At 61.0% G+C, this 23,015-nt stretch carries 23 protein-coding genes; 15 read left to right on the top strand and 8 right to left on the bottom strand.

Annotation, left to right across the window (positions count from 1 at the left end; all coding sequences use genetic code 11):
- Nucleotides 1-144: 144 nt before the first annotated feature.
- The 11 genes from yebS to AAIE04_RS18240 all read left to right on the top strand — a co-directional run bounded on the left by yebS (nucleotide 145) and on the right by AAIE04_RS18240 (nucleotide 12,788).
- Nucleotides 145-1,392: a membrane integrity lipid transport subunit YebS gene (yebS, locus tag AAIE04_RS18290; RefSeq protein WP_498577486.1), complete on the top strand. Its 1,248-nt coding sequence runs from the start codon at nucleotides 145-147 to the stop codon at nucleotides 1,390-1,392.
- On the top strand, nucleotides 1,361-3,991 hold the full coding sequence (locus AAIE04_RS18285) for a PqiB family protein (protein ID WP_498577485.1): 2,631 nt from the start codon (nucleotides 1,361-1,363) through the stop codon (nucleotides 3,989-3,991). Before yebS ends, AAIE04_RS18285 begins: the two co-directional genes overlap by 32 nt.
- Nucleotides 3,992-4,093: 102 nt before the next feature.
- On the top strand, nucleotides 4,094-5,530 hold the full coding sequence (gene rsmF, locus AAIE04_RS18280; RefSeq protein ID WP_498577484.1) for a 16S rRNA (cytosine(1407)-C(5))-methyltransferase RsmF: 1,437 nt from the start codon (nucleotides 4,094-4,096) through the stop codon (nucleotides 5,528-5,530).
- A gap of 259 nt (nucleotides 5,531-5,789) precedes the next feature.
- Nucleotides 5,790-6,326, top strand: a complete 537-nt coding sequence (locus AAIE04_RS18275) for a Csu type fimbrial protein (protein ID WP_063919291.1) — start codon at nucleotides 5,790-5,792, stop codon at nucleotides 6,324-6,326.
- Between the two features lie 274 nt (nucleotides 6,327-6,600).
- Nucleotides 6,601-7,137, top strand: a complete 537-nt coding sequence (locus AAIE04_RS18270; protein ID WP_498057021.1) for a Csu type fimbrial protein — start codon at nucleotides 6,601-6,603, stop codon at nucleotides 7,135-7,137.
- Between the two features lie 2 nt (nucleotides 7,138-7,139).
- The gene (locus AAIE04_RS18265) at nucleotides 7,140-7,643 is read left to right on the top strand and encodes a Csu type fimbrial protein (RefSeq protein ID WP_197667533.1); all 504 of its coding nucleotides are present in this window, start codon (nucleotides 7,140-7,142) and stop codon (nucleotides 7,641-7,643) included.
- Nucleotides 7,637-8,179, top strand: a complete 543-nt coding sequence (locus AAIE04_RS18260) for a Csu type fimbrial protein (RefSeq protein ID WP_498056914.1) — start codon at nucleotides 7,637-7,639, stop codon at nucleotides 8,177-8,179. Before AAIE04_RS18265 ends, AAIE04_RS18260 begins: the two co-directional genes overlap by 7 nt.
- Nucleotides 8,180-8,199: 20 nt before the next feature.
- Nucleotides 8,200-8,967 carry a fimbrial biogenesis chaperone gene (locus AAIE04_RS18255; protein WP_498056915.1) on the top strand — a complete coding sequence of 256 codons (768 nt, stop codon included), beginning with the start codon at nucleotides 8,200-8,202 and terminating at the stop codon, nucleotides 8,965-8,967.
- A gap of 46 nt (nucleotides 8,968-9,013) precedes the next feature.
- Nucleotides 9,014-11,461, top strand: a complete 2,448-nt coding sequence (locus AAIE04_RS18250; protein ID WP_415640659.1) for a fimbria/pilus outer membrane usher protein — start codon at nucleotides 9,014-9,016, stop codon at nucleotides 11,459-11,461.
- A gap of 16 nt (nucleotides 11,462-11,477) precedes the next feature.
- Nucleotides 11,478-12,413, top strand: a complete 936-nt coding sequence (locus tag AAIE04_RS18245; protein WP_498577483.1) for a Csu type fimbrial protein — start codon at nucleotides 11,478-11,480, stop codon at nucleotides 12,411-12,413.
- Between the two features lie 135 nt (nucleotides 12,414-12,548).
- Entirely contained in the window at nucleotides 12,549-12,788 is a 240-nt protein-coding gene (locus AAIE04_RS18240) for a YebV family protein (protein ID WP_019454865.1), read from the top strand.
- Nucleotides 12,789-12,843: 55 nt separating this feature from the next.
- Here AAIE04_RS18240 and AAIE04_RS18235 read toward each other — a convergent pair whose 3' ends face one another.
- Nucleotides 12,844-13,443 carry a hypothetical protein gene (locus AAIE04_RS18235; RefSeq protein ID WP_498577482.1) on the bottom strand — a complete coding sequence of 200 codons (600 nt, stop codon included), beginning with the start codon at nucleotides 13,441-13,443 and terminating at the stop codon, nucleotides 12,844-12,846.
- Between the two features lie 4 nt (nucleotides 13,444-13,447).
- Nucleotides 13,448-13,840, bottom strand: coding sequence for an ASCH domain-containing protein (locus AAIE04_RS18230; protein WP_019454863.1), 393 nt, complete (start codon nucleotides 13,838-13,840; stop codon nucleotides 13,448-13,450).
- Nucleotides 13,841-13,891: 51 nt separating this feature from the next.
- Here AAIE04_RS18230 and AAIE04_RS18225 point away from each other — a divergent pair, with 51 nt between their 5' ends.
- A complete protein-coding gene (locus tag AAIE04_RS18225) occupies nucleotides 13,892-14,143 on the top strand; it encodes a hypothetical protein (protein WP_498577481.1) in 252 nt (83 codons plus the stop codon).
- 24 nt (nucleotides 14,144-14,167) lie between these two features.
- Complete coding sequence (gene yniD / locus AAIE04_RS18220) at nucleotides 14,168-14,260, top strand: small membrane protein YniD (RefSeq protein ID WP_019454861.1); 93 nt, start codon at nucleotides 14,168-14,170, stop codon at nucleotides 14,258-14,260.
- 38 nt (nucleotides 14,261-14,298) lie between these two features.
- On the opposite strand, the gene AAIE04_RS18215 is transcribed toward yniD, so the two are convergent.
- The gene (locus AAIE04_RS18215) at nucleotides 14,299-14,454 is read right to left on the bottom strand and encodes a hypothetical protein (RefSeq protein ID WP_019454860.1); all 156 of its coding nucleotides are present in this window, start codon (nucleotides 14,452-14,454) and stop codon (nucleotides 14,299-14,301) included.
- A 156-nt stretch (nucleotides 14,455-14,610) separates the two neighbouring features.
- Here AAIE04_RS18215 and AAIE04_RS18210 point away from each other — a divergent pair, with 156 nt between their 5' ends.
- Nucleotides 14,611-14,820 carry a hypothetical protein gene (locus tag AAIE04_RS18210; protein ID WP_498577480.1) on the top strand — a complete coding sequence of 70 codons (210 nt, stop codon included), beginning with the start codon at nucleotides 14,611-14,613 and terminating at the stop codon, nucleotides 14,818-14,820.
- Nucleotides 14,821-14,966: 146 nt separating this feature from the next.
- On the opposite strand, the gene AAIE04_RS18205 is transcribed toward AAIE04_RS18210, so the two are convergent.
- Nucleotides 14,967-16,385, bottom strand: coding sequence for a serralysin family metalloprotease (locus tag AAIE04_RS18205; protein ID WP_019454859.1), 1,419 nt, complete (start codon nucleotides 16,383-16,385; stop codon nucleotides 14,967-14,969).
- 332 nt (nucleotides 16,386-16,717) lie between these two features.
- On the bottom strand, nucleotides 16,718-18,061 hold the full coding sequence (locus tag AAIE04_RS18200) for a 2-hydroxycarboxylate transporter family protein (RefSeq protein WP_498577479.1): 1,344 nt from the start codon (nucleotides 18,059-18,061) through the stop codon (nucleotides 16,718-16,720).
- A 432-nt stretch (nucleotides 18,062-18,493) separates the two neighbouring features.
- Between AAIE04_RS18200 and pckA the strand changes: the two genes are divergently transcribed.
- On the top strand, nucleotides 18,494-20,113 hold the full coding sequence (gene pckA, locus AAIE04_RS18195) for a phosphoenolpyruvate carboxykinase (ATP) (protein WP_198636480.1): 1,620 nt from the start codon (nucleotides 18,494-18,496) through the stop codon (nucleotides 20,111-20,113).
- Between the two features lie 56 nt (nucleotides 20,114-20,169).
- On the opposite strand, the gene AAIE04_RS18190 is transcribed toward pckA, so the two are convergent.
- The 3 genes from AAIE04_RS18190 to AAIE04_RS18180 all read right to left on the bottom strand — a co-directional run bounded on the left by AAIE04_RS18190 (nucleotide 20,170) and on the right by AAIE04_RS18180 (nucleotide 22,997).
- Nucleotides 20,170-21,192, bottom strand: a complete 1,023-nt coding sequence (locus tag AAIE04_RS18190; RefSeq protein WP_026036133.1) for an alcohol dehydrogenase catalytic domain-containing protein — start codon at nucleotides 21,190-21,192, stop codon at nucleotides 20,170-20,172.
- Nucleotides 21,193-21,359: 167 nt separating this feature from the next.
- A complete protein-coding gene (locus AAIE04_RS18185) occupies nucleotides 21,360-22,271 on the bottom strand; it encodes a LysR family transcriptional regulator (protein ID WP_019454855.1) in 912 nt (303 codons plus the stop codon).
- 60 nt (nucleotides 22,272-22,331) lie between these two features.
- Nucleotides 22,332-22,997, bottom strand: a complete 666-nt coding sequence (locus tag AAIE04_RS18180) for a TetR/AcrR family transcriptional regulator (RefSeq protein WP_198636482.1) — start codon at nucleotides 22,995-22,997, stop codon at nucleotides 22,332-22,334.
- Nucleotides 22,998-23,015: the final 18 nt, after the last annotated feature.

Here is a 23,015-nt window from a genome sequence, read left to right as displayed (position 1 = left end):
CCGCCGCTCAGGGTATGTTTGCCGCTCAGAATCCCGGTTTACCTCGTTTTTACCGTCCGGCGCCCGATCGCCGGTGACGCGGCCGGTTTATTTTTCAGCTACGCTGACAGTTCCGGCGGGCTCAAGGGCAGCTACTTGTCAAAAATGAAAATACACGCGATCACCGCCCCCCTTTCCAAAGCGCGCCACCAGCGCTGCTGCGAGTGCGACCTGCTGTTCGTGCTGCCGCCGCTCAGCGGCAACCAGGCCGCCTATTGCCCGCGCTGCAACGCCAAGGTAGTGCACGGCCGCGACTGGTCGATGACGCGCCTGACCGCCATGGCGATCACCATGCTGCTGCTGATGCCGTTCGCCTTCACCGAACCGCTGATCAGCATTCGTCTGCTCGGCACGCGCATCGACGCCAGTTTGCTGGAGGGCATCTGGCAGATGAGCCGCCAGGGCGATCCGCTCACCGCCAGCATGGTGGCGTTTTGCACCATCGGCGCCCCGCTGACGCTGGCGCTGTCGCTGCTGTACCTGCGCTTCGGGCATGCGCTCGGCATGAACCTGCGCCCGGTGCTGTTGATGCTGGAGCGGCTGAAAGAGTGGGTGATGCTGGACATTTATCTGATCGGCATGGCGGTGGCGGCGATCAAGGTGCAGGATTACGCCGACATCCAGGCCGGCAGCGCGCTGATCGCTTACCTGTCGCTCACCCTGCTCAGCATCCTGACGCTGATCCACGCCAACCTGGAGCAGCTCTGGGAGCGTTACTACCCGCAGGAGCAGCCGGAAGGCCCGCCGGCGGCGCTGCACATTTGCCTGTCCTGCCACTATACCGGCTATCCCGACGCGCGCGGCCGCTGCCCGCGCTGCCACGTGCCGATGTGCCACCGCCAGCCCTACAGCCTGCAGAAGACCTGGGCGGCGCTGATCGCAGCGATGATCCTGCTGATCCCGGCTAACCTGCTGCCGATCTCCATCATTTACGCCAACGGCGTGCGGCTCGAAGACACCATCTTCTCCGGCGTGGTCTCGCTGGCCACCTCCGGCAACGTGCCGATCGCCGCTATCGTATTCATCGCCAGCGTACTGGTGCCCTTTACCAAGGTGATCGTGCTGATCACGCTGCTGTTCAGCATCCACTTCAAAACCTCGCACAGCCTGAAGACGCGCATTCGTCTGCTGCGCCTGGTCACCTGGATCGGCCGCTGGTCGATGCTCGATCTGTTCGTTATCGCCTTGATGATGTCGCTGGTGAATCGCGACCAGCTGTTATCTTTTACTATGGGACCGGCCGCGTTTTACTTTGGCTCGGCGGTCATTTTGACTATTCTTGCCGTTGAGTGGCTGGATAGCCGATTGATTTGGGATGCACATGCAACAGGAAACGCCGACTACACCGACTGAAGCGCGGGTCAAGAACAAGCGCCGCATTTCACCGTTCTGGTTACTGCCGTTCATCGCCCTGCTGATCGCCGGGTGGCTGGTCTACAACAATTTCCAGGAACGCGGCACCACCGTCACCATCGATTTCCAATCGGCGGCGGGCATCGTCGCCGGCCGTACGCCGGTGCGCTACCAGGGCGTTGACGTCGGCACGGTGCAAAAGATCAGCCTGAGCAAAGATCTGCGCAGCATCGTGGTGGAAGCCAGCATCAAAAGCGATCTGGAAGACTCGCTGCGCGAAGGCACCCAGTTCTGGCTGGTGACGCCCAAGGCCTCGCTGGCCGGGGTCTCCGGGCTCGACGCGCTGGTCGGCGGCAACTACATCGGCATGATGCCCGGCAGCGGCAAGGCGCAAACCCACTTCGCCGCGCTCGATACCCAGCCGAAGTACCGCCTGAACACCGGCGAGCTGATGATTCACCTGCACGCCGACGATCTCGGCTCGCTCAACAGCGGCTCGCTGGTCTACTACCGTAAAATTCCGGTCGGCAAGGTGTACGACTACACCATCAGCGAAGGCAACAAGGGCGTGACCATCGACGTGCTGATCGACCGTCGTTTCGCCAACCTGGTGAAGAACAACAGCCGTTTCTGGAATGTTTCCGGCTTCAAGGGCGATTTCAGCCTGTCCGGCGCCACGGTGCAGATGGAAAGCCTGGCGGCGCTGGTCAACGGCGCCATCGCCTTCGATTCGCCGGCCAATGGCCAGCAGGCCAAGGGCGATCAGAGCTATACCCTGTATCCGGATCTGGCCCACAGCCAGCGCGGCGTCAATATTCTGCTGGACCTGCCGAGCGGCAACAACCTGAGCGAAAACCGCACGCCGCTGATGTACCAGGGGCTGCAGGTCGGCACCCTGACCAAGCTGACGCTGCAACAGGACAGCAAAGTGATCGGTGAACTGACCATCGATCCTTCGGTGGTCGATCTGATGCGCAGCGGCACCCGCATCGTGATGCGCAGCCCGCGCATCAGCCTCAACGACGCCAAGCTCAGCCAGCTGCTGACCGGCACCACGCTGGAGCTGGTGCCCGGTGAAGGCGAACCGCAGCAGCGCTTCAACGTGCTGGACAGCAGCGAAACGCTGCTGCAACAGCCGGGCGTGCTGACCGTCACGCTGAATGCGCCGCAAAGCTACGGCATCGACGTCGGGCAGCCGCTGGTAGTGCACGGCGTGAAAGTCGGCCAAATTCTGAGCCGCACCCTGACCGCCGGCGGCGTGGTGTTCACCGCCGCCATCGACGCGCAATACCGCGCCCTGCTGCACAAAGACAGCAAATTCGTGGTCAACAGCCGCCTCGACGTCAAGCTGGGCATCGACGGCATGGAGGTGCTCGGCGCCAGCGCGCAGGAGTGGGTAGACGGCGGCGTGCGCATCATCCCCGGCAGCAAGGGGGAACCGGGCGGCCAATATCCGCTGTACGCCAACAGCGAAAAGGCCGAGGAAGGCATCGTCGGCAACGCCCCAGCCACCACCCTGACCCTCAGCGCCGCCAGCCTGCCGGACGTGCAGGCCGGCTCGGTGGTGCTGTATCGCAAGTTCCAGGTGGGCGAGATCGTCAACGTCCGGCCCAAGGCCAACGAGTTTGAGGTGGACGTCTACATCAGCCCGGAATACCGCAAGCTGCTGACCCGCGAAAGCATCTTCTGGGCCGAAGGCGGCGCCAAGGTGCAGCTCAACGGCAGCGGGCTGACGGTGCAGGCTTCGCCGCTCAACCGCGCGTTGAAGGGCGCCATCAGCTTCGACAACCTGCAGGGCGTGACGCTGAACAAAGGAGCCAACCGCGTGCTGTACGCCAGCGAAACCGCCGCGCGCGCGGTAGGCAGCCAAATCACGCTGAGAACCTACGACGCCAGCAAGCTGTCGGCGGGCATGCCGCTGCGCTACCTCGGCATCGACGTCGGCCAGGTGGAGTCGCTGCAGCTGGCGCCTGAGCGCAACGAAGTATTGGCCAAGGCGGTGCTGTATCCGGAATACGTGCAGACCTTCGCGCGCCTGGGCAGCCGCTTCTCGATCGTTTCGCCGGAGATCTCCGCCGCCGGCGTCAGCAATCTCGATACCCTGCTCCAGCCTTATATCAACGTGGAGCCGGGGCGTGGCCGCGAACTGCGCACTTTCGAGCTGCAGCAGGCCAGCATCACCGATTCGCGCTATCTCGACGGCCTGAGCGTGGTGCTCGACGCCGCCGAAACCGGCTCGCTGCAGATCGGCACGCCGGTGTTGTTCCGCGGCGTGGAAGTCGGCACCATCACCGGTTTCTACCTGGGCGCCATGTCCGACCGGGTGCACGTCGCGCTGCGCATCAGCAAGAAGTACCAGCATTTGGTGCGCAACAACAGCGTGTTCTGGCTGGCTTCGGGTTACAACCTGCAGTTCGGCCTGACCGGCGGCGTGATCAAGAGCGGCACCTTCCAGCAGTTCATTCGCGGCGGCATCGCTTTCGCCACGCCGCCGACCATTCCGCTGGCGCCGAAGGCCACGCCGAACAAGCACTTCCTGCTGAATCCGGAAGAGCCGAAGGACTGGAAAACCTGGGGCACCGCCATTCCACGCGATTAACTTTCGCGATTTCCTCAGGGCCCGGCAACGCCGGGCCCTGTTTTTTTCCGCTTTGTGATAAACTCTCGCCCTTGTCTTTATTGCACCCTGAGAGTTCGCCCCGTGGCCAAATCCACCGCCGTTTTTCTGCCCCCCGCTTTCCTTGACGCCACCCGCGCCATCATGCCCGCCGAGCTGGCGATGGAAGATTTTATCGCCGCCTGCCAGCGCCCGCTGCGCCGCAGCCTGCGCGTCAACACGCTGAAAATCAGCGTCGCCGACTTCCTGGCGCTGGTGCGGGATTACGACTGGCAACTGGAGCCTATCCCCTGGTGCGCAGAAGGTTTCTGGATCGAACGTGACGACGAGGAACTGCGCCTCGGCAGCGCGGCCGAACACCTGAGCGGCCTGTTTTACATTCAGGAAGCCAGTTCGATGTTGCCGGTCAGCGCGCTGTTCGCCGGCGGCGCGGCGCCGAATCGGGTGCTGGACGTGGCGGCGGCGCCGGGATCCAAAACCACCCAGATCGCCGCGTTGATGGATAATCAGGGAGGCATCGTCGCCAACGAATACTCCGCCAGCCGGGTGAAAGTGCTGCACGCCAATATCAGCCGCTGCGGCGTGAAGAACACCGCGCTGACCCACTTCGACGGCCGGGTGTTCGGCGCCGCGCTGCCGGAGAGTTTCGACGCCATCCTGCTCGATGCCCCCTGCTCCGGCGAAGGCGTGGTGCGCAAGGATCCGGACGCCATGAGCAACTGGTCGCCGGAAAGCGTGACCGAAATCGCCGCCACCCAACGCGAGCTGATCGACAGCGCGTTCCATGCGCTGGCGCCGGGCGGCGTGATGGTTTACTCCACCTGTACCCTCAATGCGCAGGAAAACCAGCAGGTGGTGCGCTGGCTGATGGACACCTACGGCGACGCGGTCAGCGTCGAGCCGCTGGGCGAGCTGTTCCCCGGAGCCGACAAGGCGCTGACCGCCGAAGGCTTCCTGCACGTGTTTCCGCAGATTTACGACAGCGAAGGCTTTTTCGTCGCTCGCCTGCGTAAACAGCGCGCCGTGGCACCGTTGCCGAAACCGACCTATAAAGTCGGTAACTTCCCGTTCAGCCTATTGTCCGGCAAGGAAACGGCGCAAGTCGCCCAGGCTGCCGCCGCATCCGGCTTAACCTGGGGCGATGACAGCCGGCTATGGGAACGCGACAAGGAGATCTGGCTGTTTCCGGCCGAGCTGGAGCCACTGTTCGGCAAGGTGCGCTTTTCACGCATCGGCCTCAAACTGGCCGAGCGTTTCCCGAAAGGTTTCCGCTGGCAGCATGAGGCGGCGATCGCCCTTGCGGGCAGCGACGGCAAACAGCATTTCGAGCTGGACGCCGCGCTGGCGCAGGAGTGGTATCACGGCCGCGATCTCTACCCAGAGCAGCCACCGACAGGCGACGAGTGCATCGTCACCTATCAGGGGCAACCGCTGGGCATCGCCAAACGCATCGGCAGCCGCATCAAGAACAACCTGCCGCGCGAGCTGGTGCGCGACGGGGTGCTGGATTTCCATCAGTAATTGTCCAGGCGCCGGGGGCTATCCCCCGGCGTTAAAATAACGCTAATAGTATTCTCATTCGTTATTATTCTAATCATTTCACCTCTCGCTATTGCGCCTCCTTATTCTCACCTCCACGCTAAATAAAAAAGTTTTTGGCCTTTGATCAAGACAATTTCGCGTTCTTATCCTATTAATTTAAATGTAAGTAAATTAATGCGTTCAACTCAGCTCTGGGTGGCGTTTTTGCGGGCTTTCTCTGACACGGCAAGGAATCACGATGAAAAAAATTCTGATGGTTTTGACCTCGGTAGCCTCTCTGCTGTGCGTCAGCGGCGCAGCTAACGCAGCGGGCACCATTCAGGGCACGGTAGGCGTGACGATTACCATCGGCGCCGGCTGCGTGGTCACCGGCGGCAACAGTTCCGGCACCACTAACGACTTTGGCTCCATCAGCTTCGGCACCTACTCGTCGCTGGCTAACGTCATCACCGCCAGCGCCACCGGCAGCGGCGGCACCGGCACCCTGGGGCTGAACTGCACCACCGGCACCAACTATACCGTGACGCTCGACAACGGCCTTAACGCCTCGGGCAGCCAGCGGCGCATGGCCAGCAGCGTGCCCGCCTACATCAGCTATAACCTCTACCAGGACAGCGCTCACGCCACACCCTGGAACAACACCACAAGTCCCTTGACCGGTACCGGCACCGGTTCGGCGGTACCGCTGATCGTCTACGGTCTGGTGCCCGCCGCTGGCACCACCCCGGCGGCCGGCGTGTACAGCGACACCGTCACCATGACCGTCACCTGGTAATCTCGCCGACCATGGAGCGCCATCGTGGCGCTCCTTTATTCATTCGAGTAATAATATTCCCATTCATCATTTTCATTATCCCAAACCCGTTCATCCAGGCTGACGCCTTGTTTGCATGAAACCTGCGACCCGCTTAAAAATAAATAAAGTTTTTAATCTTTTAGCGAGACATTCTCGCGTTCTTATTCTATTAATTAATCTGTAAATAGATTAATGCATTTGAATCATTTTTCGGGCTTTTTGGCAGGCTTCTCTACTACGGCAAGGAACCATGATGAAAAAGACTCTGGCGGCATTAACCTCGGCAGCTATTCTGCTGTGCGCCTCTGGTGCCACCTACGCGGCAGGCACCATTCAGGGCACGCTGGGCGTGACCCTGACCATCGGCGCCGGCTGCGTGGTCACCGGCGGCAACAGCTCCGGCACCACCAACAACTTCGGCTCTCTCAGCTTCGGCACCTACTCCTCACTGGCTAACGTCATCACCGCCAGCGCCACCGGCAGCGGCGGCACCGGCACCCTGGGGCTGAACTGCACCACCGGCACCAACTATACCGTGACGCTCGACAACGGCCTCAACGCCTCGGGCAGCCAGCGGCGCATGGCCAGCAGCGTGCCTGCCTACATCAGCTATAACCTCTATCAGGACAGCGCCCACTCCTTACCGTGGAACAACACGACCAACACGTTGACCGGTACCGGCACCGGTTCGGCGGTGCCGTTGATCGTCTACGGTCTGGTGCCCGCCTCGGGCACCACCCCGGCGGCCGGCGCGTACAGCGACACCGTCACCATGACCGTCGTCTGGTAACTATGGCGCGCCTGGCCGTCACCTGCATGCTGCTGTCGTTGGCGGGCGTTTGCCGCGCCGACGTCAGCACCGCGACGGTGGGCGTCAGCGCCACCCTGGTCAAATCCTGTGTCGCCGGCACCACCAGCGGCGGCAACACCACGTTCGGCACCTTCAACTTCGGCACGGTCTACTTCCTGAATACGGCGATAAAGGTAACCGGCCAGGCGAACGCCGGCGCGCTGCAGATCAACTGCAACAACGGCACCAGTTACACGGTGCTGCTCAGCGGTGGGCAGAGCGGCAATACCGCTGCGCGCTATCTGCAAAGCTCAGCGGGCGCCCGCGTGAACTACAACCTGTATACCAGCGGCAGCTACGCTACCGTCTGGGATAATGTCACCGGCGTGACGCAGACCGCTACCGGACAAAGCGTCTGGCTACCGGTGTACGGCATGATCCCGGTGCAGACGACGCCGGCGACGGGCACCTACACGGATACGGTGCAGGTGACGATAAATTGGTGATTAACGGAACGCTGCGCACTCTGCTGCTGACGGCGCTGATCGGCACCCCTGCGGCCCATGCCGACACCGTCAGCCAGGGTTTTACGGTCAACGCCTCGATCATCAAAGGCTGCGTGCTCGGCAGCGGCGTCACCAACGTCACCTCGTTCGGCAGCATGAGTTTTGGCCAGGTGGCGTCCTTAAGCAGCCCGATAAAAATTGTCTCGAGCGCCGGCGCCGGCTCGATCCTGATCCGCTGCAACCCTGGACTCAGCGTCAGCCTGGCATTGAACGTCGGCAATAATGTCACCGGCTCCATCGCCGGCGGGCGAAAGCTGTTGAACTCAGCCACCTCGGAAACGCTGGTTTATCAGCTCTACCAGGATACCAACTACACCGTTTTGTGGGGCGACGGCGGCAACGGCGGCGCCGTCCAAACCGTCTCCTCCACCGGCAGCACACAAGAAATAAAAATCTACGCCAGTTTAATGGCGAGCAGCACCTTGCCCACCAGCGGCACCTACAACGATACGGTCTTAGTGACAGTGAGTTATTGAGCTTTTAAAAGGATCACATTATGCGTAGTACTCTGCTCCGCCTGCCCCTGCTGGCAGGATTGCTGTTAGCCGGCCAGCCGCAGGCCTTCGCCGCCGCCTCCATTCTGATTTGGCCCATCGATCCGGTCATCGAAGACAATCAGCAGGCGACGGCCCTGTGGCTCGAAAACCGTGACAGCAAGCCGGTCTATATGCAAATTCGCGTGCTCGGCTGGCAACAAACCGGCGGCAAAGACGACTACCGCAACCAAAGCGAGGTGGTCGCCAGCCCACCGGTCGCCACCATTCTCCCCGGCAAACGCCAACTGATTCGTCTGATCAAGCAGACGCCGGTCGCCGCCGGGCAAGAACGGGCTTACCGGATACTGGTCGATGAGGTGCCGATCAAAGATAAAGACGGCGCGGCGCCCGATAAGGGCGCGCAGATGGGGCTGAAATTCCAGATGCGCTATTCGGTGCCGCTGTTCGTCAGCGGCAAAGACGTGTGGACCAAGCAGGACTTCGAACACCCGCGCGACTATGCCACCGCCAACCAACCCAAGCTCAGCTACCGCCTGCAGCAGCAAAACAGCCAGCGCTGGCTTGACGTGCGCAATGACGGCATCGTGCACGCCCGTCTGTCGCAGGTCAGCATCCAGGGCAAGCCGCTCAACAACGGGCTGCTGGGGTATGTGCTGCCGGGTTCGCAGATGCGCTTCGCCCTGCCGTCGTCGGGCAGTTTCGCCGCCGGCAAGCTGCAGGCGATAGTCAACGACAACAAACAACCCGTAACCATCCCGGCTTACTGAGCCTGAGGTGCAGGTGAAGCGGATGTCGTCGCCGGCCACCCGCGGCATGCAGCTCAAGCCGCTGGCCCTGGCCGTACTCTGTGTGGCGGTGGAACTGTGGCCGACGTTCGCCGCCGCCGACGATCTGCCGCCGCCGCCCAGCGCCATCAGCATGCCGGATACCACGCTGTATCTGGAGCCGGTGGTGAACGGCCGCCAGACCGGTAAAGTGGTGCCGGTCGCCTACCGCGGCGGCCACTATTATTTAACGCCGCAGCAGCTGATCGACGCCGGCCTGCCGGTGGCGGACAAGCAGGCGAAAGAGATCGCCGTCGATCTGCTGGATAAGGTCGAGGTGACCTACAGCGGCGAAACGCAGCAGTTGCTGATCTCGGTGCCCAACGACTGGCTGCCCAAGCAAACCCTCGGCGACACGAATCAGGAACAGCGTCTGCCGGCGCAGAGCAGCCTGGGCTTTTTGCTGAATTACGACGCCTACGTCAGCCAAAGCGGCGGGCGCGGCAATCCGGGCTATTTTTCCGCCTGGAGCGAACAACGGCTGTTCGATGGCTTCGGCGTTTTCGCCAACACCGGCATCTTCCGCAGCAGCTTCAACGGTGAGACCGCCGCGCAGCAGAACAATCGCTATATCCGCTACGACAGCAGCTGGCGCTACAGCGACGACGACACCATGCTCAGCTATACCGCCGGCGATCTCACGACCGGTTCGCTGCCCTGGACCAGCTCGGTGCGCATCGGCGGCCTGCAGGTGGCGCGCAACTTCGCGACCCGGCCGGACCTCATAACCTACCCGCTGCCGCAGTTCTCCGGCCAGGCCGCCGTGCCGAGCAGCGTCGATCTGTACATCAACAGTTATAAAAACACCTCCGCCAACGTGAACCCTGGCCCGTTCACCCTGAACACCGTGCCCTACATCAACGGCGCCGGTCAGGCGACGGTGGTGACCACCGATGCGCTCGGCCGCCAGATCAGCACCACGGTGCCGTTCTACGTCGCCAGTTCACTACTGCAGGCCGGGTTAAGCGATTTCAGCCTGTCGGCGGGCGCGCTGCGCCAAAACTACGGTTACCGCTCCGCTGACTATGGCCAGTGGGTGGCCAGCGGCAGCGGCCGTTACGGCGTCACCGACTGGCTCACGCTCGAAGGGCGAGCGGAAGGTGCGGCGGAGCTGGCGGTCACCGGCGCCGGTGCCGGGGTGCGCCTTGGGCAGTTGGGGGTGCTCAATGCCTCCTACAGCTACAGCCAGGCGGGCAGCGACGCCTTCAACGCCCCGCCGGTCACGCCGCTGTATTACGATCCGATCACCGGCCAGCCGGTACAGCAACCGGATGCCGGGCCGGTCTATCAGTACACCGGCCGCCACGGCGATCAAACCAGCCTGAGTTACACCTACAGCAACCAGTATTTCAGCCTCAACGCCCAACGGGTGCTGCGCAGCGCGGACTTTGGCGATCTTTCCACCTATAAGAGCAGCTACCGGCTGAGCCGCCGCACCGATCAGCTGACCGGCAGCATCGGCCTGAGCCGCTTCGGCAGCCTGGGCGCCGGTTATTTCGACGTGCGCGACGCCATCGGCCAGCGCACCCGCCTGATCAACCTTTCATACAGCCTGACGCTGTGGCGCAATATCAGCCTGTACGCCTCGGCAAACCGCGAAATTGGCGGCGACGGCTACAGCTCGCAGCTGCAGATCAGCATTCCGTTCGATGCCTGGGGCACCGCTAACGTCAGCACCGCGCGCGACGCCGGCAACCGCTGGAGCGAGCGCGTCGCTTATAGTCGCGCCGCGCCGACCGACGGCGGTTTCGGCTGGAACCTGGCCTATGCCGGCGGCCAGGGCAGCAACAGCGATTATCGTCAGGCGGACCTGACCTGGCGCACCTCGCTGCTGGAAACCCGCGCCGGGCTGTACGGCAGCCGTAACGACTACACTCGCTGGGGGGAAGTCAGCGGTTCGCTGGTGGCGATGAACGGCGGCGTGTACGCCACCAACACCATCAACGACGCTTTCGCCCTGGTATCGACCAACGGTTACGCCGGCATTCCGGTCAGCTACGAGAACCAGCGCATCGGCGTCACTAACGATAGAGGCTACCTGCTGGTGCCCACCGTCACCTCGTATTACCACGCCAAATTCCAGATCGATCCGCTCAACCTGCCGGCGGACGTCAATTTGCCGTCGGTGGAAAAAACCGTCGCCATTCGCGATCACAGCGGCTATCTGGTCGAGTTCCCCGTTCAGCGCCTTTCCGCCGCCGACGTGGAGCTGGTCGACGCGCAAGGCAAACCGCTGGCCAACGGCAGCCAGGTCGCGGTGATTGGCGGCAATCAACAGAGCTACGTCGGGTGGGATGGTATGACTTACATCGATCCGGTACAGCAACACAACCGGCTGAGCGTAATCCCGGCCGACGGCGGCCCGCCGTGCCAGGTCAGTTTCAGCCTCGCCAATCCGCAGGGGCTGCAACGCGTCGGCCCTCTCGTCTGCCAGTAACACACGGAGAAGAAGAATGATGTCTCGGCAAGTGAAAATCTTTTTAGCGGCGCTGCTGTTGATGTGCGGGCAACGCGCGCTGGCGGACTGCTCCACCGTCAATGGCGCGGTCACGTTGCCCAGCAGCAACTCCTTCGCCGTCTACAACGGCCAGATAAGCGCCCAGGGCACCGCCGGGCTGAACTGCACCGGCCTGGGGCTCAACCTGCTGTCGCAAAATACCGTCACGGTGCAAATCGCATCGACCACCAACACCATGGCTTTACTGAATACCAACGGCTCCGGCGATAAAATTTCCTACCTGATCTATCCTGATTCTAACTACCAGTACCCTTACAGCGTCGGTCAGACCATCAACTACAGTTCGCTGAACCTGCTGTCGCTGATCCTGATCTCGGCCAACGTCAACTTCCCGTTGTATATCAAAACCGTCGCCGGGGCGAACGTCAGCGCCGGCACCTATACCGACACCATCAACCTGGTGTGGAACTACCATATTTGCGGCCTGGGATTGCTCGGCCTGTGCGTGTGGTGGGACGGCACCAACCAGTCCAGCACCGTAACCGTGACCGCAGTCATCACCAAGAGCTGCCTGATCAATACCGCCAACAACGTCAACTTCGGCAGTATGGCGCTGGTGGGGCAATTCAACCCGATCAACCAAAGCATCACCCTCACCTGCACCAAGTCGCAGGCGTACAGCTCCTACTTTACCAACGGCAACAACCCCATTACCGGTTGGCGGCAAATGCTCAGCGGTACCAGCAACTTCCTCCAGTATCAGATCTACCTGCCCAATACCAGCACCGTGTGGAGCAGCACCAACGCGCAAAGCGGCACCGGCACCGGGTTGGCGCAAAGCATTCCCTTTACTGCCGCCATCAACCCGGCGCAGACCGAAGTGCCGGTCGGCACCTATCAGGATAACGTCAGCTATGTCGTGACCTATTAGGGCGGCCGCTAGCCGCTCAGGAAGAATGTTGCCAGAATGTATTTTTTATGTGGCATTTTTTGCTCATTTGGCTATGCTCATACCGATGGCCTTACTGGTCTAACCTCCTACCACATCATTGAGCAAGGAGTTTCCATGAGCAAAACCGTCGTAAAAATTGGCAGCTTCGAGGTCGATGACGCCCATCTTCACGCCACCGCCGATCGCGCCGGCACCCTGAGCATCCCTTGCAAGTCCGATCCGGACCTGTGCATGCAGCTCGACGGCTGGGATGAACACACCAGCATTCCGGCGATCCTCAACGGCAAACGGTCGCTGCTGTACAAGCAACACTACGATCGGCAGGCGGACGCCTGGGTAATGCGGCTGGCATGAAAATGCACCAGAGCTGCTGACGACGCGCTGCTTTCATCAGAAACAGCGCGTTTTTTTATGCGATGGCGATGCCGCGGCCGGCAAAGAAATGGGCGAAGCGGTTGAGGGGCAACCGTACCCGCTCCCGCGTCGCCGGGCTGTCGCCCGAAGGATTATGAAAGGTCACGCTCTGCGCGTCGGCGTCGGTGATCAGCACCAGATGCCCGCCCCGCTGCGGCGGTACGCTCTCGGGGCGACGAATCGAAGGATGCACCGAGGCGATAAAGTAGCAGCATTCGCTGAACAGTGCCGGTACCTCGGCGGCCTCCAGCCCTACCTTCACCGTCGCCCGCAGCGCGAACTGTTCGCGCACGTACTCGACGAACGGCGCGTAGATCAGCCCCTTTATCCGTTCGCCTTCGCGTACGTAGGCGCCATAGGGCAGGCTGCGGCGCGCCAGCTCCAGCAGCGACGGCGCTTCACCATCGCGATGGCCCAGCACCATTTTCAGGCACGCCATACCGCACACGTGGTTGGCCCACTCGACGTACTCCGCCCGATCGCGGGCGCCGCTGCGCGCCCAATTCTCGTCTTGCGCCAGCGTGGCGCGGCCGGCGATCAGATCGGCGGCCAGCTCCGGGCTCGCCCACTGGCACTCGTATGGAACGGCGCGCATGAGGTTAGAATTTGTCGACGACTTTGAAATTCATCAGCACCAGCGTCATATCCGGCGAGAACAGATCGTATTCTTCGAAGAAACGCTGCAGCTCTTTGCGCCAATGCGCCAGTGAGCGGTCGCCCTCACCTTCAGCATAGGCGTGCGCCTCATCCACCTGATCGTAGGTTTTCATTTCTACCGCGGTCAGTTCAACCGCACAGACCGGCTCGCCCTTGCCGTCCACCACCAGGAACAGATCGCCGGCCTGCGGGATCCCCTCGCCATCCAGGTTGGAACAGGTGGCCGTTTTGGTGCCATTCAGGATCAATTGCACCACTTCATCGGCCTGCTGTTCGGTATCGCCGAACGCCCAGCGCTCAAGGTGCTCGTATTTCTGTGGAATTGCCGTCGCCATGATTATACCTTTTGGAAAAATGCCTTAATGCAGACAGGATAGTACAACGTATTGCCGGCCGTCTGCATCCATCGCAAGCGCGACTGCGCGTTCCGCCACCGCCGCCTTTACGAGTTTTTACCGTTCTTCGCTGTGCCTGCCGCCCTGCCGGGCGCATACTGTGGTTATTATTCACCCAATGGCGACCCGGCAATGCGACAAGACGACATCGATGCTGACGATACCTTCAGCGATATACTCAACGGCGTCGCCTTGGCGACGCTTTTTCTCATCGCGCTCGTCGGCGGCTGGTATTTCAGTTAAGGAGGCGGCGTGGCGACAAAACGCATGGGCCACAAGCTCAGTAAAATGGTGGTGGTACTGCTGTTGATCTGCCTGGCGTTGCTGCTGTTGCGCTGGGCGGCGATAGCCTTCGGTTAACTCAGCGAAACGACGCCGGCCAAGCGCCGGCGCCCTGTTCACCGCCGCTGCGGCGCCGCGGTCGGTTCCAGCAATTCTCGCAGATAGGCCAGCCGCGCTTCTCCCTGCGGCAACCAGCGGCGACACAGCCAATGCTGCGTTTCACCCGTGCGGCTGAGGCGGTAATACTCCGCCAAAGTTTCGACCCAGTTCATGATGTGTCCTCCTGATTTCAACACCGTAAGTATTGGGCGTAAAAACCAGAAGAAATACTGATGGCTTGTTTTTTATGCTTCCTGTTTTAGGCGGCCGGTAGCGAAGCCGCAGTTCAACTGCTACATTGGGCAAAAATCAACCAGCCGAGGTAGGCCATGACGTTCTCGGGACAGGAGATTAAACCCGTATGGGATGAGGTCGCCCGCCTGATCGGCGACGGCGTGATGCAGCTGCGCCATCGCGGCGAAGCGCTGTCGGTGGAAACGCTGGAAAAACATCTGGCGCGGCAGTTGGCGGACAGCAACGATATCGAACGGCGTATCCTGCTCGGCGCCGCCATCCACATGCTGAAAGGCGGAAAATGAATCGCCAACCGAAAGGGTTGGCGATCCGACAGAAGCCCGAGGTATGCAAGCCCGGCCTTCTGCGCGCTACTATGTCACGCTAATATGACGGAATTAATAGGAATTGTCGGGTTTTTGCCCAAAACGCCCTATTTTTGTTGCCCGATTTAGGCCAGCACAAAATCGCCGGCATCCAGCGGCTGCCCCACCACCTTCACCAGGAAATCGCTGCCGCCAAAAGCGCCGCCCAGGTTGATCGCCACATCGCTGACATGATTTTGCGCGTCATAGCTCAGCTTCGCCTCGCCCGCCTTACCGCTGAACTGATCGACGAAGCGGATGCCGTCGGCGCTGCCGGTGTTGAACAATGTCAGATCGATCTTGTCCTCGCCGCGTACGAAGTCGCGGATCCAGTCCGGCGCCGCCGCCGTCGACTCATCCGCCGCAAAGTAGACGAAGGTGTCCTTGCCAGCGCCGCCCCACAGCTGATCCGCCCCTTTGCCGCCGTACAGCACGTCATCACCGGCGCCGCCCTTGAGCACGTTATCGGCGGCGTTGCCCACCAGCACATCGTTGCCTGAACCGCCAATGGCGTTTTCAATCGTCACGCCCGCCGCGATCGACACGTTGCCTTTCAGGCCGCCGACGTCCGAGAACGCTTTTTCGTTCAGGTTGATGCGCTGATTCTGGCCGAAACCGGAGAAGTCAAAGGTATCGTTGCCGCCGGCATCCCAGGCGGTGAAGATTATTTTGTCCTGCGCGCCGGTGGCGGTAAGGAAGTCGCGGTCGGTGTTGGAGTTGAAACCGTAAACCGTATCGCCGGTGCGGGTGTTCATGTTGGCGCCGTAGAAATGCTGGATCGCCGTGATGTCGTTGAGCAGCGGCCCGGACGAGTACGCACCCTTAAAGTCTTGCCCGGTGTTGCTTTCGCTGAAATAGCTCATCAGGCTGTAGGCGCGGCTGTCCTCGAAATAGGTCGCGTCTTTGCCGTAGGTAATGCTGACGCCCGGCGCGGCGTTATAGTCGCCCGGATGCTGCAACCCCAGCGCATGGCCGATTTCATGGGTAAAGGTCTGGCGACCGTATTCGTTTTCATGTATCCGGTTGTTGACGAAGGTAGAGTTGGTGGCGTTATACCAGGTTTGGCCAGCGACCGAAGGCGAGGAATCCGGGTTATACGCAAAAGCATAGGAGCCACGCGAGCTGTAGTCGAACAGGCCGAATTTGATGTTGGCGGCGGCGGTATTGCTGGTCTCGGTGAAGGTGATGTTGGCCACGTCAGACCATGACTGCAACGACAGTTTGGCCTGCTCGCGCTGTTCCGCGTTAAAGCTGCTGAAGCCGCTGATGCTCATGCTCGACATGTTGCCCGGCGCCTTTTCCCAGAAGCTGTACGTCAGGGCAACCGGCTGGTCGGTCACGCCCTTGTCGTGCCAGCTGCGATCGCCACGCACCAACTCCAGGCCGGCATTTTCGAACGTTTTCGACGGATGCAGCACGGTAATGGTGTCGTCTTCATCGGGTTTATAAGCGCCCAGCAGGGCTAATACGCCTTCGGCTTTAACGGAAGCATTACTTGATGACATAACCTTATCTCCATATTCGTCAATTCAATCGGGGGGATGCCCCAACTGGCGGATTGCCTGAACGGCAGCGGCCCGGTGTTGAATCAATACGGGGATATCGGTAATGCGCTGGCGCCTTCCCTCGGCACTCTGAATGAGAACGATAATCCCTTAAGAGAAAAGAATAGACACCTTTTCGCCGAGTACAGAATTTTCTTAGATAAAATACGGCTATGCATTTTCGCCACATGAATGATTTTCAAGATAATAATCAGCATTATCACGATCGGCGAAAAAGACGCATGAAAAAACCGGGGCAATCCAACCCCGGTTATCCATAAGAAACTCTGGACTCAGACTAACCAACCGAGCAGCAGCGTCGCACCAATGACCGTGGAAGCGCCGCCGATACGCGTGGCGATTTGGGCAAACGGCATCAACCCCATACGGTTCGACGCCGACAGGATCGCCACATCGCCGGTGCCGCCCAGGCCGCTGTGGCAACAGGTGACGATCGCCGCTTCCACCGGGAACATCTTCAGATAAGGCGCGATCAGAAAACTGACCAGCCCCATCGACAGCACTACCGAGCCGCAGACCACCACATAACCGACAGAGAACACCGCCACCACGCTTTCCAGCGGCACGTAGAGCATGCCCAGGCCGATCATCAGCGGCCACACCAGCGCCGTGGAGACGAACTTGTAGAAACTGTGCGCGCCGGTCTCCATCGAGGCCGGTATCACCCGACAGTATTTGCACAGCACCGCAAACAGGATCATCAGCACCGGGCCGGGGATATGCACGATGTGCTCGAACAGGCCGCCGACGATAAAGAAGGCGCAAATCACCAGCAGCCCGCCCCCCATCAGTTGAAAATCGACGTTGCCGCTTTGCTCCTTGATGGCGAACATCGCGTTCTCCTGCGCCGAACGGATCAGCATGCCGTCACCGCTCAGCGCCTTGCGTTGCATACCGATGCGCGCCAGCACCCCGGCGGTGACGATGGCGAAAATGTTGCCCAGCACCGCCGCCGGCGCCAACTGCGCGACATAGACGTCCGGCGTCGAGCCCAGGATCGCCGAATAGGCCAGCGACAGCGGTAAAATGCCCTCGCCGATGCCGCCGCCGATGATCGGCACAATGATGAAGAAGAAGGTGTGATAGAAGGTAAAGCCGAACAGTTTGCCTACCAGCAGCCCGGTGATCACCGCCGTGACCGTGCCCACCACCAGCGGCACGAACATGCGAATCATCCCCTGGATCAGGATCACCCGGTTCATGCCGAGAATGCTGCCGACCACCAGACTGGCGATAACGAAATAAAGCAGGTTGGCGTCTTTCATCAGCAGATGGACGGTGCCCATGACGTTGGGCTGGAACACGTTGAAATAGACCAGCACCGACGGCACCATCAAACACAGAATGGCCGGTCCGCCGATATCGCGCAGCACGGGAATGCTTTTACCCAACTGCGCCAATGCAAAGCCCAGCGTCATTATCACCGCCAGGCCGCCGATCATATTCTTCGGCAGGAAGTTGGCGTAGGCGGAAATCGCCACGATCGCACAAATGGTGATAAACAACGAGATCGGGACCGCACCGATATCTATTTGACGAAGTTGATTAATTAACCCTGAAGATTCGGACGAGGCCGTATTTTTATCACAGGCCAGTTCTGCATTTATCTGTTTCATTATTCACCCTGCTGACAAGCGTACAGTACGGTTAGGTTTACCTGGCGCAACAACCTGCCATAGCCAAGCAAAAACAAATGATTACGAAAAATCCTATTGCGGACTTCGCCTTTTCTAATAAGAAATAAAACAGTAGACAGTCCTGACGATATGATAAAAAATAAAAATGCAAAACTAAATTACGCGGGTGGAATTCAATATTGTGACCCTCCGCCAAGGTTGGTTTTAATTAATTATCGTCAGCATTTTGTAATTAAAGTAATCAAGTTTAAATTCGCTGCTATGCTATAGGAGGGCGAAAAAGCCCCCTGTTTTATTAATAAAGAACCGGAAACGCCATTAGCTGAATCCGGTCAGCTTGATCCGATCCTTAATCCTGCGCGCGGCACCGCGCGGGAAAAAGGCATAATATGACTCATAAGGAAGTAGAATATGTCTTCACGCGCTGTTACCCCACAAACCCTCGCTGGTTACGGTATCCATCAGGCCGCCGACATCGTTTATAACCCCAGCTATGAATTGCTGTTCGCCGAAGAGACCCGCGCCGACCTGCCGCCGCTGGAGCGCGGCACCCTCACCCAACTGGGGGCGGTCAACGTCGCCACCGGCGAATTCACCGGCCGTTCGCCGAAAGACAAATACATCGTGCGCGACGACACCACGCGCGACACCGTCTGGTGGTCCGACAGCGGCACCGGCAAGAACGACAACCAGCCGCTCTCGCCGGAAGTCTGGCAGCATCTGAAGACGCTGGTGGGCAATCAGCTCTCCGGCAAGCGCCTGTTCGTGGTGGACGCCTTCTGCGGCGCCAACGCCGACACGCGCCTCAAGGTGCGCTTCATCACCGAGGTGGCCTGGCAGGCGCACTTCGTGAAAAACATGTTCATCCGCCCGACCGAAGCCGAACTGGCGGACTTTGAACCGGACTTCGTGGTGATGAACGGCGCCAAATGCACCAACCCGGACTGGCAGCAGCAGGGGCTGCACTCGGAAAACTTCGTCGCCTTCAACCTGACCGAGCGCATGCAGCTGATCGGCGGCACCTGGTATGGCGGCGAGATGAAGAAAGGCCTGTTTTCGATCATGAACTATCTGCTGCCGCTGCAGGGCATCGCCTCGATGCACTGCTCGGCCAACGTCGGCGAGCAAGGCGACGTAGCGGTATTCTTCGGCCTGTCCGGCACCGGCAAAACCACCCTCTCTACCGATCCGAAACGCCAGCTGATCGGCGATGACGAGCACGGTTGGGACGACGACGGCGTGTTCAACTTCGAAGGCGGCTGCTACGCCAAAACCATCAAGCTGTCGCCGCAGGCGGAACCGGAAATCTATCAGGCGATCCGCCGCGATGCGTTGTTGGAGAACGTCACCGTGCTGGCCGACGGCAGCATCGACTTCGACGACGCCAGCAAAACCGAGAACACCCGCGTCTCCTACCCGATTTATCACATCGAGAACATCGTCAAGCCGGTATCCAAGGCCGGCCATGCGCGCAAGATCATCTTCCTGACCGCCGACGCCTTCGGCGTGCTGCCGCCGGTATCGCGCCTGACGCCGGAGCAGACTCAATATCACTTCCTGTCCGGCTTCACCGCCAAGCTGGCCGGCACCGAACGCGGCATCACCGCACCGACGCCAACCTTCTCCGCCTGCTTCGGCGCCGCGTTCCTGACGCTGCACCCGACGCAGTACGCCGAAGTGCTGGTGAAACGCATGGAGGCCGCTGGCGCCCAGGCTTACCTAGTGAACACCGGCTGGAACGGCAGCGGCAAGCGCATTTCGATCAAAGATACACGCGGCATCATCGACGCGATTTTGAATGGCGATATTGAACAGGCCGAGACCTTCACGCTGCCGATCTTCGGGCTGGAAGTGCCGACCGCGCTGCCGGGCGTCGATCCGTCCATCCTCGATCCGCGCAAAACCTACGCCGACGAATCGCTGTGGCGGGAGAAGGCGCAGGATCTGGCACAGCGCTTTATCGACAACTTCGCTAAATACACCGTCACCCAGGCGGGCGAAAAACTGGTGAACGCCGGGCCCAAGCTGTAACAGAAGCAGGGCGCCGCGGCGCCCTGCCATCAAGGGCCGAATTCTCGGCCCTTTTCTCACGCCGCCGATGGCACGAAGACACCGCGAAAACGCATGTTACCCGAGGCAAGCCGTTCATAAGCCTCCTGGGCTTGTTCCAGCGCAAACGTCTCGACAATCGGCTTCACTTTGCCTTTCGCCGCCAGGTTCAGCACCTCACTCAGGTAGTGCTGCCCGCCATGGGTCGACCCGATCACCCGCTGACGCATCATATGGAACGGCACCCCTTCCGAAGAGATAGCGAACGGCTTGCTGAAGTCCAGCCCGCACAACACCACTCGGCCATCAACCCGCAGGCCGTTCATCGCTTCCTGCGCGGAGTCGAAGTCATTGGTGGTCACCAGCAGAATATCCGCGCCGCCGCTCTCCCGCAGCGCCTTGCCGGAGGCGACGATGCGATCGGCGCCCAACTGCTTCGCCAGCGCGTGCTTGTCCGGCGAATGAGTGATGGCAACGGTATCGAAACCGCAGGCTTTCGACAGCTGCAGCGCGACATGCCCCAGCCCGCCGATACCCAACACCGCGACCGTTTCATGCGGCAACGGCGCCGCGTCGCGCAGGCCGCTCCAGGTGGTATACCCCGCACACATCATTGGCGCGGCGTCGATATAAGACAGCCCGTCCGGCAGTAACACCGTGCCTTCCGCGGCGATGGCGATATACTCGGCGTGGCCACCCTGGGCGGCAAAACCGGTGGTGCGCGGCGCCGGGCAGTTCATCGCCGTTTGCCCCGTCAGCGGCCGATTTTCGCGGCAGTACGGGCAGCGGCCGCAGGCCGATTGCACCCAGGTGGTGCCGACGCGATCGCCGATCTGCCGCGTATGCACGCCGGCGCCCACCTCAACCACTTCCCCCACCACTTCATGACCCGGCGTTTGCGGGTAAATATCGCCGCCGTATCCTTGCGTCGCCCACACGTCGGTGTAGCACATGCCCGAGGCGTGTACTTTGACCAGAACCTGACCCGGTTCTGCGCGGGGCATCGGCACCTGTCTGATTTCCCAGGGCCGGTTGGCGCCGGTCATAACTACCGCTTTCATCTTCTTATCCATCATCGATTCCTCGCTGCATTGTGGTGCGGGTTCCGGACGATTGCCCGGCGTCTCCTCATGAGCGTAAGGCAGGCCCCACGCCGCAACAATGCAAGCGAACCTCACTGTCGAGATGAAGGCGGCTCACTAATTGGCGTCGCCGAAAGAAGCACGCATCAGGACTGCGCCGCGCGCAGATACTCGATCAACGCCTTCAGCGCGCCCGAAACGTGACGATGGCCGGAGTAGTAGAGACACAGCCCCGGATAAGCCGGACACCACGCCTCCAGCACCCGCTCCAGTCGCCCGTCGTGCAACGCCTCTAGCGCCAAATGTTCGGGAACGAAAGCGATGCCGATACCGTCGATGGCGGCCTCCACCATCAGGGGTTGATCGGTCAGCGTCAACGCGCCGGTGACGCCGATCGACTCGCTAAGGCCATCGCGTTCAAATTCCCAACGATAAATCGTGCCGCTGTCGAAGCGAAAACGGATGCAGTTATGACGCAGCAAATCCTGCGGCGTCGCCGGGCGCCCATGGACGGCGAAATAGCCGGGCGCGGCGATGGCGGCGAAACGTACGGGCGGGCTGACGCGCATCGCGATCATGTCCTGCGGCACGGCTTCCGCCAGCCGAATGCCGACATCAAACCCCTCGGCGACGATATCGCTCAGCTTGCCGTCGCAAACGATGTCCAGATGGATATGGGGGTACTCGCGCAGGAAATCGGCCAGCAACGGGCGCAATACCAGCCTGACCGCCCCTTCGCTGGCGTTGATGCGCACGGTGCCGCTCGGCGTGGCGCGCCATTCATCCACTTCATGCAGCGCCTGCGAAATAGACGACAGCGCCGGGCGCAGCTGCGCCGCCAAACGCTCACCCGCCTCGGTCGGCGCCACGCTACGCGTGGTGCGGTTGAACAGCCTCACCCCAAGCCGCTGTTCCAGGTTTTTTATCGAGTGGCTGACCGCCGACGGCGTCACCTCCAGCTCCACCGCCGCCGCGTGAAAGCTGCGATGGGTGGCAACAGCCAGAAAAACGGTCAAGGCGAACAGATCGCCCTGCTTGAACGGGTAAGCAGCATTCATGTGGGCATCGCGAAAAAGTGATATGGATTGAACAATCAACATGCCACAGATGAATACGGCTCACAATGTGGCGCACTCCGCGTTTTCGCCGCGCAGCAACCCCGGCATCACCAGCGCCACCGCCGCCGCGATGCGTTCGTCGATCGCGCTGCCCGGCGGCAGCAGCCCCAACGTCATCTGGCGCAGCGGTTCGGCGATGGTCATCGCCAGCAACAGGTCGCTGGTTTGCGCCCAGTCGCGGGCAAGCAACCAGCCGTATTGCTGCTGGCGCCGCAGCCAATCCGCCACCGTCGCCCGCCCGCGCTGAATGCCGTTGCGCTGGTAGCTGTCCAGCAGCGCCTCACGCCCCGGGAAATCGCTCTGCAGCAGCCGAAACATGCCCACCGCTTCGGCGCTCAGCACCTGCTGCGCCACCGCCTTCAGTCCCGTTTCCAACAGCGGCGCTACCGCTTCCCGCCGCCCGGCATCCTGTGCGAAGGCCGGCTTAAACGCCTCGGTCCAGCCGCTCACCGCCTGCGCCACCAGCTCATCGCGATTAGCGGCAAAGCGATACAGGGTTTTTTTAGCCACCCCGGCACGTTTCGCCACCGCATCCACCGTTGCCGCGGCGTATCCGCCGTCGAGCAGCAGCGCCAGCGTCGCCTGCGTCAGCGCGTCGCGCAGCGCCGTTTCCGGCGTGGCCGGCCGGCCACGAGCGCGCAGCGGTTCTTCATTCGGGTTCGCCATATTTGTTCCTCACAAGCG

This window comes from Serratia sp. Ae19-1 (assembly GCF_059801225.1).
This window is presented reverse-complemented; position numbering and strand designations above follow the sequence as displayed.

Coding starts and splice junctions, on each gene's coding strand:
- pckA (WP_198636480.1), top strand. CDS start 18,494: ATGTCTTCACGCGCTGTTACCCCACAAACCCTCGCTGGTTACGGTATC.
- AAIE04_RS18240 (WP_019454865.1), top strand. CDS start 12,549: ATGAGCAAAACCGTCGTAAAAATTGGCAGCTTCGAGGTCGATGACGCC.
- AAIE04_RS18185 (WP_019454855.1), bottom strand. CDS start 22,271: ATGAATGCTGCTTACCCGTTCAAGCAGGGCGATCTGTTCGCCTTGACC.
- AAIE04_RS18180 (WP_198636482.1), bottom strand. CDS start 22,997: ATGGCGAACCCGAATGAAGAACCGCTGCGCGCTCGTGGCCGGCCGGCC.
- AAIE04_RS18265 (WP_197667533.1), top strand. CDS start 7,140: ATGGCGCGCCTGGCCGTCACCTGCATGCTGCTGTCGTTGGCGGGCGTT.
- AAIE04_RS18255 (WP_498056915.1), top strand. CDS start 8,200: ATGCGTAGTACTCTGCTCCGCCTGCCCCTGCTGGCAGGATTGCTGTTA.
- AAIE04_RS18250 (WP_415640659.1), top strand. CDS start 9,014: ATGCAGCTCAAGCCGCTGGCCCTGGCCGTACTCTGTGTGGCGGTGGAA.
- AAIE04_RS18205 (WP_019454859.1), bottom strand. CDS start 16,385: ATGTCATCAAGTAATGCTTCCGTTAAAGCCGAAGGCGTATTAGCCCTG.
- yniD (WP_019454861.1), top strand. CDS start 14,168: ATGGGCCACAAGCTCAGTAAAATGGTGGTGGTACTGCTGTTGATCTGC.
- AAIE04_RS18275 (WP_063919291.1), top strand. CDS start 5,790: ATGAAAAAAATTCTGATGGTTTTGACCTCGGTAGCCTCTCTGCTGTGC.
- AAIE04_RS18270 (WP_498057021.1), top strand. CDS start 6,601: ATGAAAAAGACTCTGGCGGCATTAACCTCGGCAGCTATTCTGCTGTGC.
- AAIE04_RS18210 (WP_498577480.1), top strand. CDS start 14,611: ATGACGTTCTCGGGACAGGAGATTAAACCCGTATGGGATGAGGTCGCC.
- yebS (WP_498577486.1), top strand. CDS start 145: ATGAAAATACACGCGATCACCGCCCCCCTTTCCAAAGCGCGCCACCAG.
- AAIE04_RS18235 (WP_498577482.1), bottom strand. CDS start 13,443: ATGCGCGCCGTTCCATACGAGTGCCAGTGGGCGAGCCCGGAGCTGGCC.
- AAIE04_RS18285 (WP_498577485.1), top strand. CDS start 1,361: ATGCAACAGGAAACGCCGACTACACCGACTGAAGCGCGGGTCAAGAAC.
- AAIE04_RS18215 (WP_019454860.1), bottom strand. CDS start 14,454: ATGAACTGGGTCGAAACTTTGGCGGAGTATTACCGCCTCAGCCGCACG.
- AAIE04_RS18200 (WP_498577479.1), bottom strand. CDS start 18,061: ATGAAACAGATAAATGCAGAACTGGCCTGTGATAAAAATACGGCCTCG.
- AAIE04_RS18230 (WP_019454863.1), bottom strand. CDS start 13,840: ATGGCGACGGCAATTCCACAGAAATACGAGCACCTTGAGCGCTGGGCG.
- AAIE04_RS18245 (WP_498577483.1), top strand. CDS start 11,478: ATGATGTCTCGGCAAGTGAAAATCTTTTTAGCGGCGCTGCTGTTGATG.
- AAIE04_RS18190 (WP_026036133.1), bottom strand. CDS start 21,192: ATGAAAGCGGTAGTTATGACCGGCGCCAACCGGCCCTGGGAAATCAGA.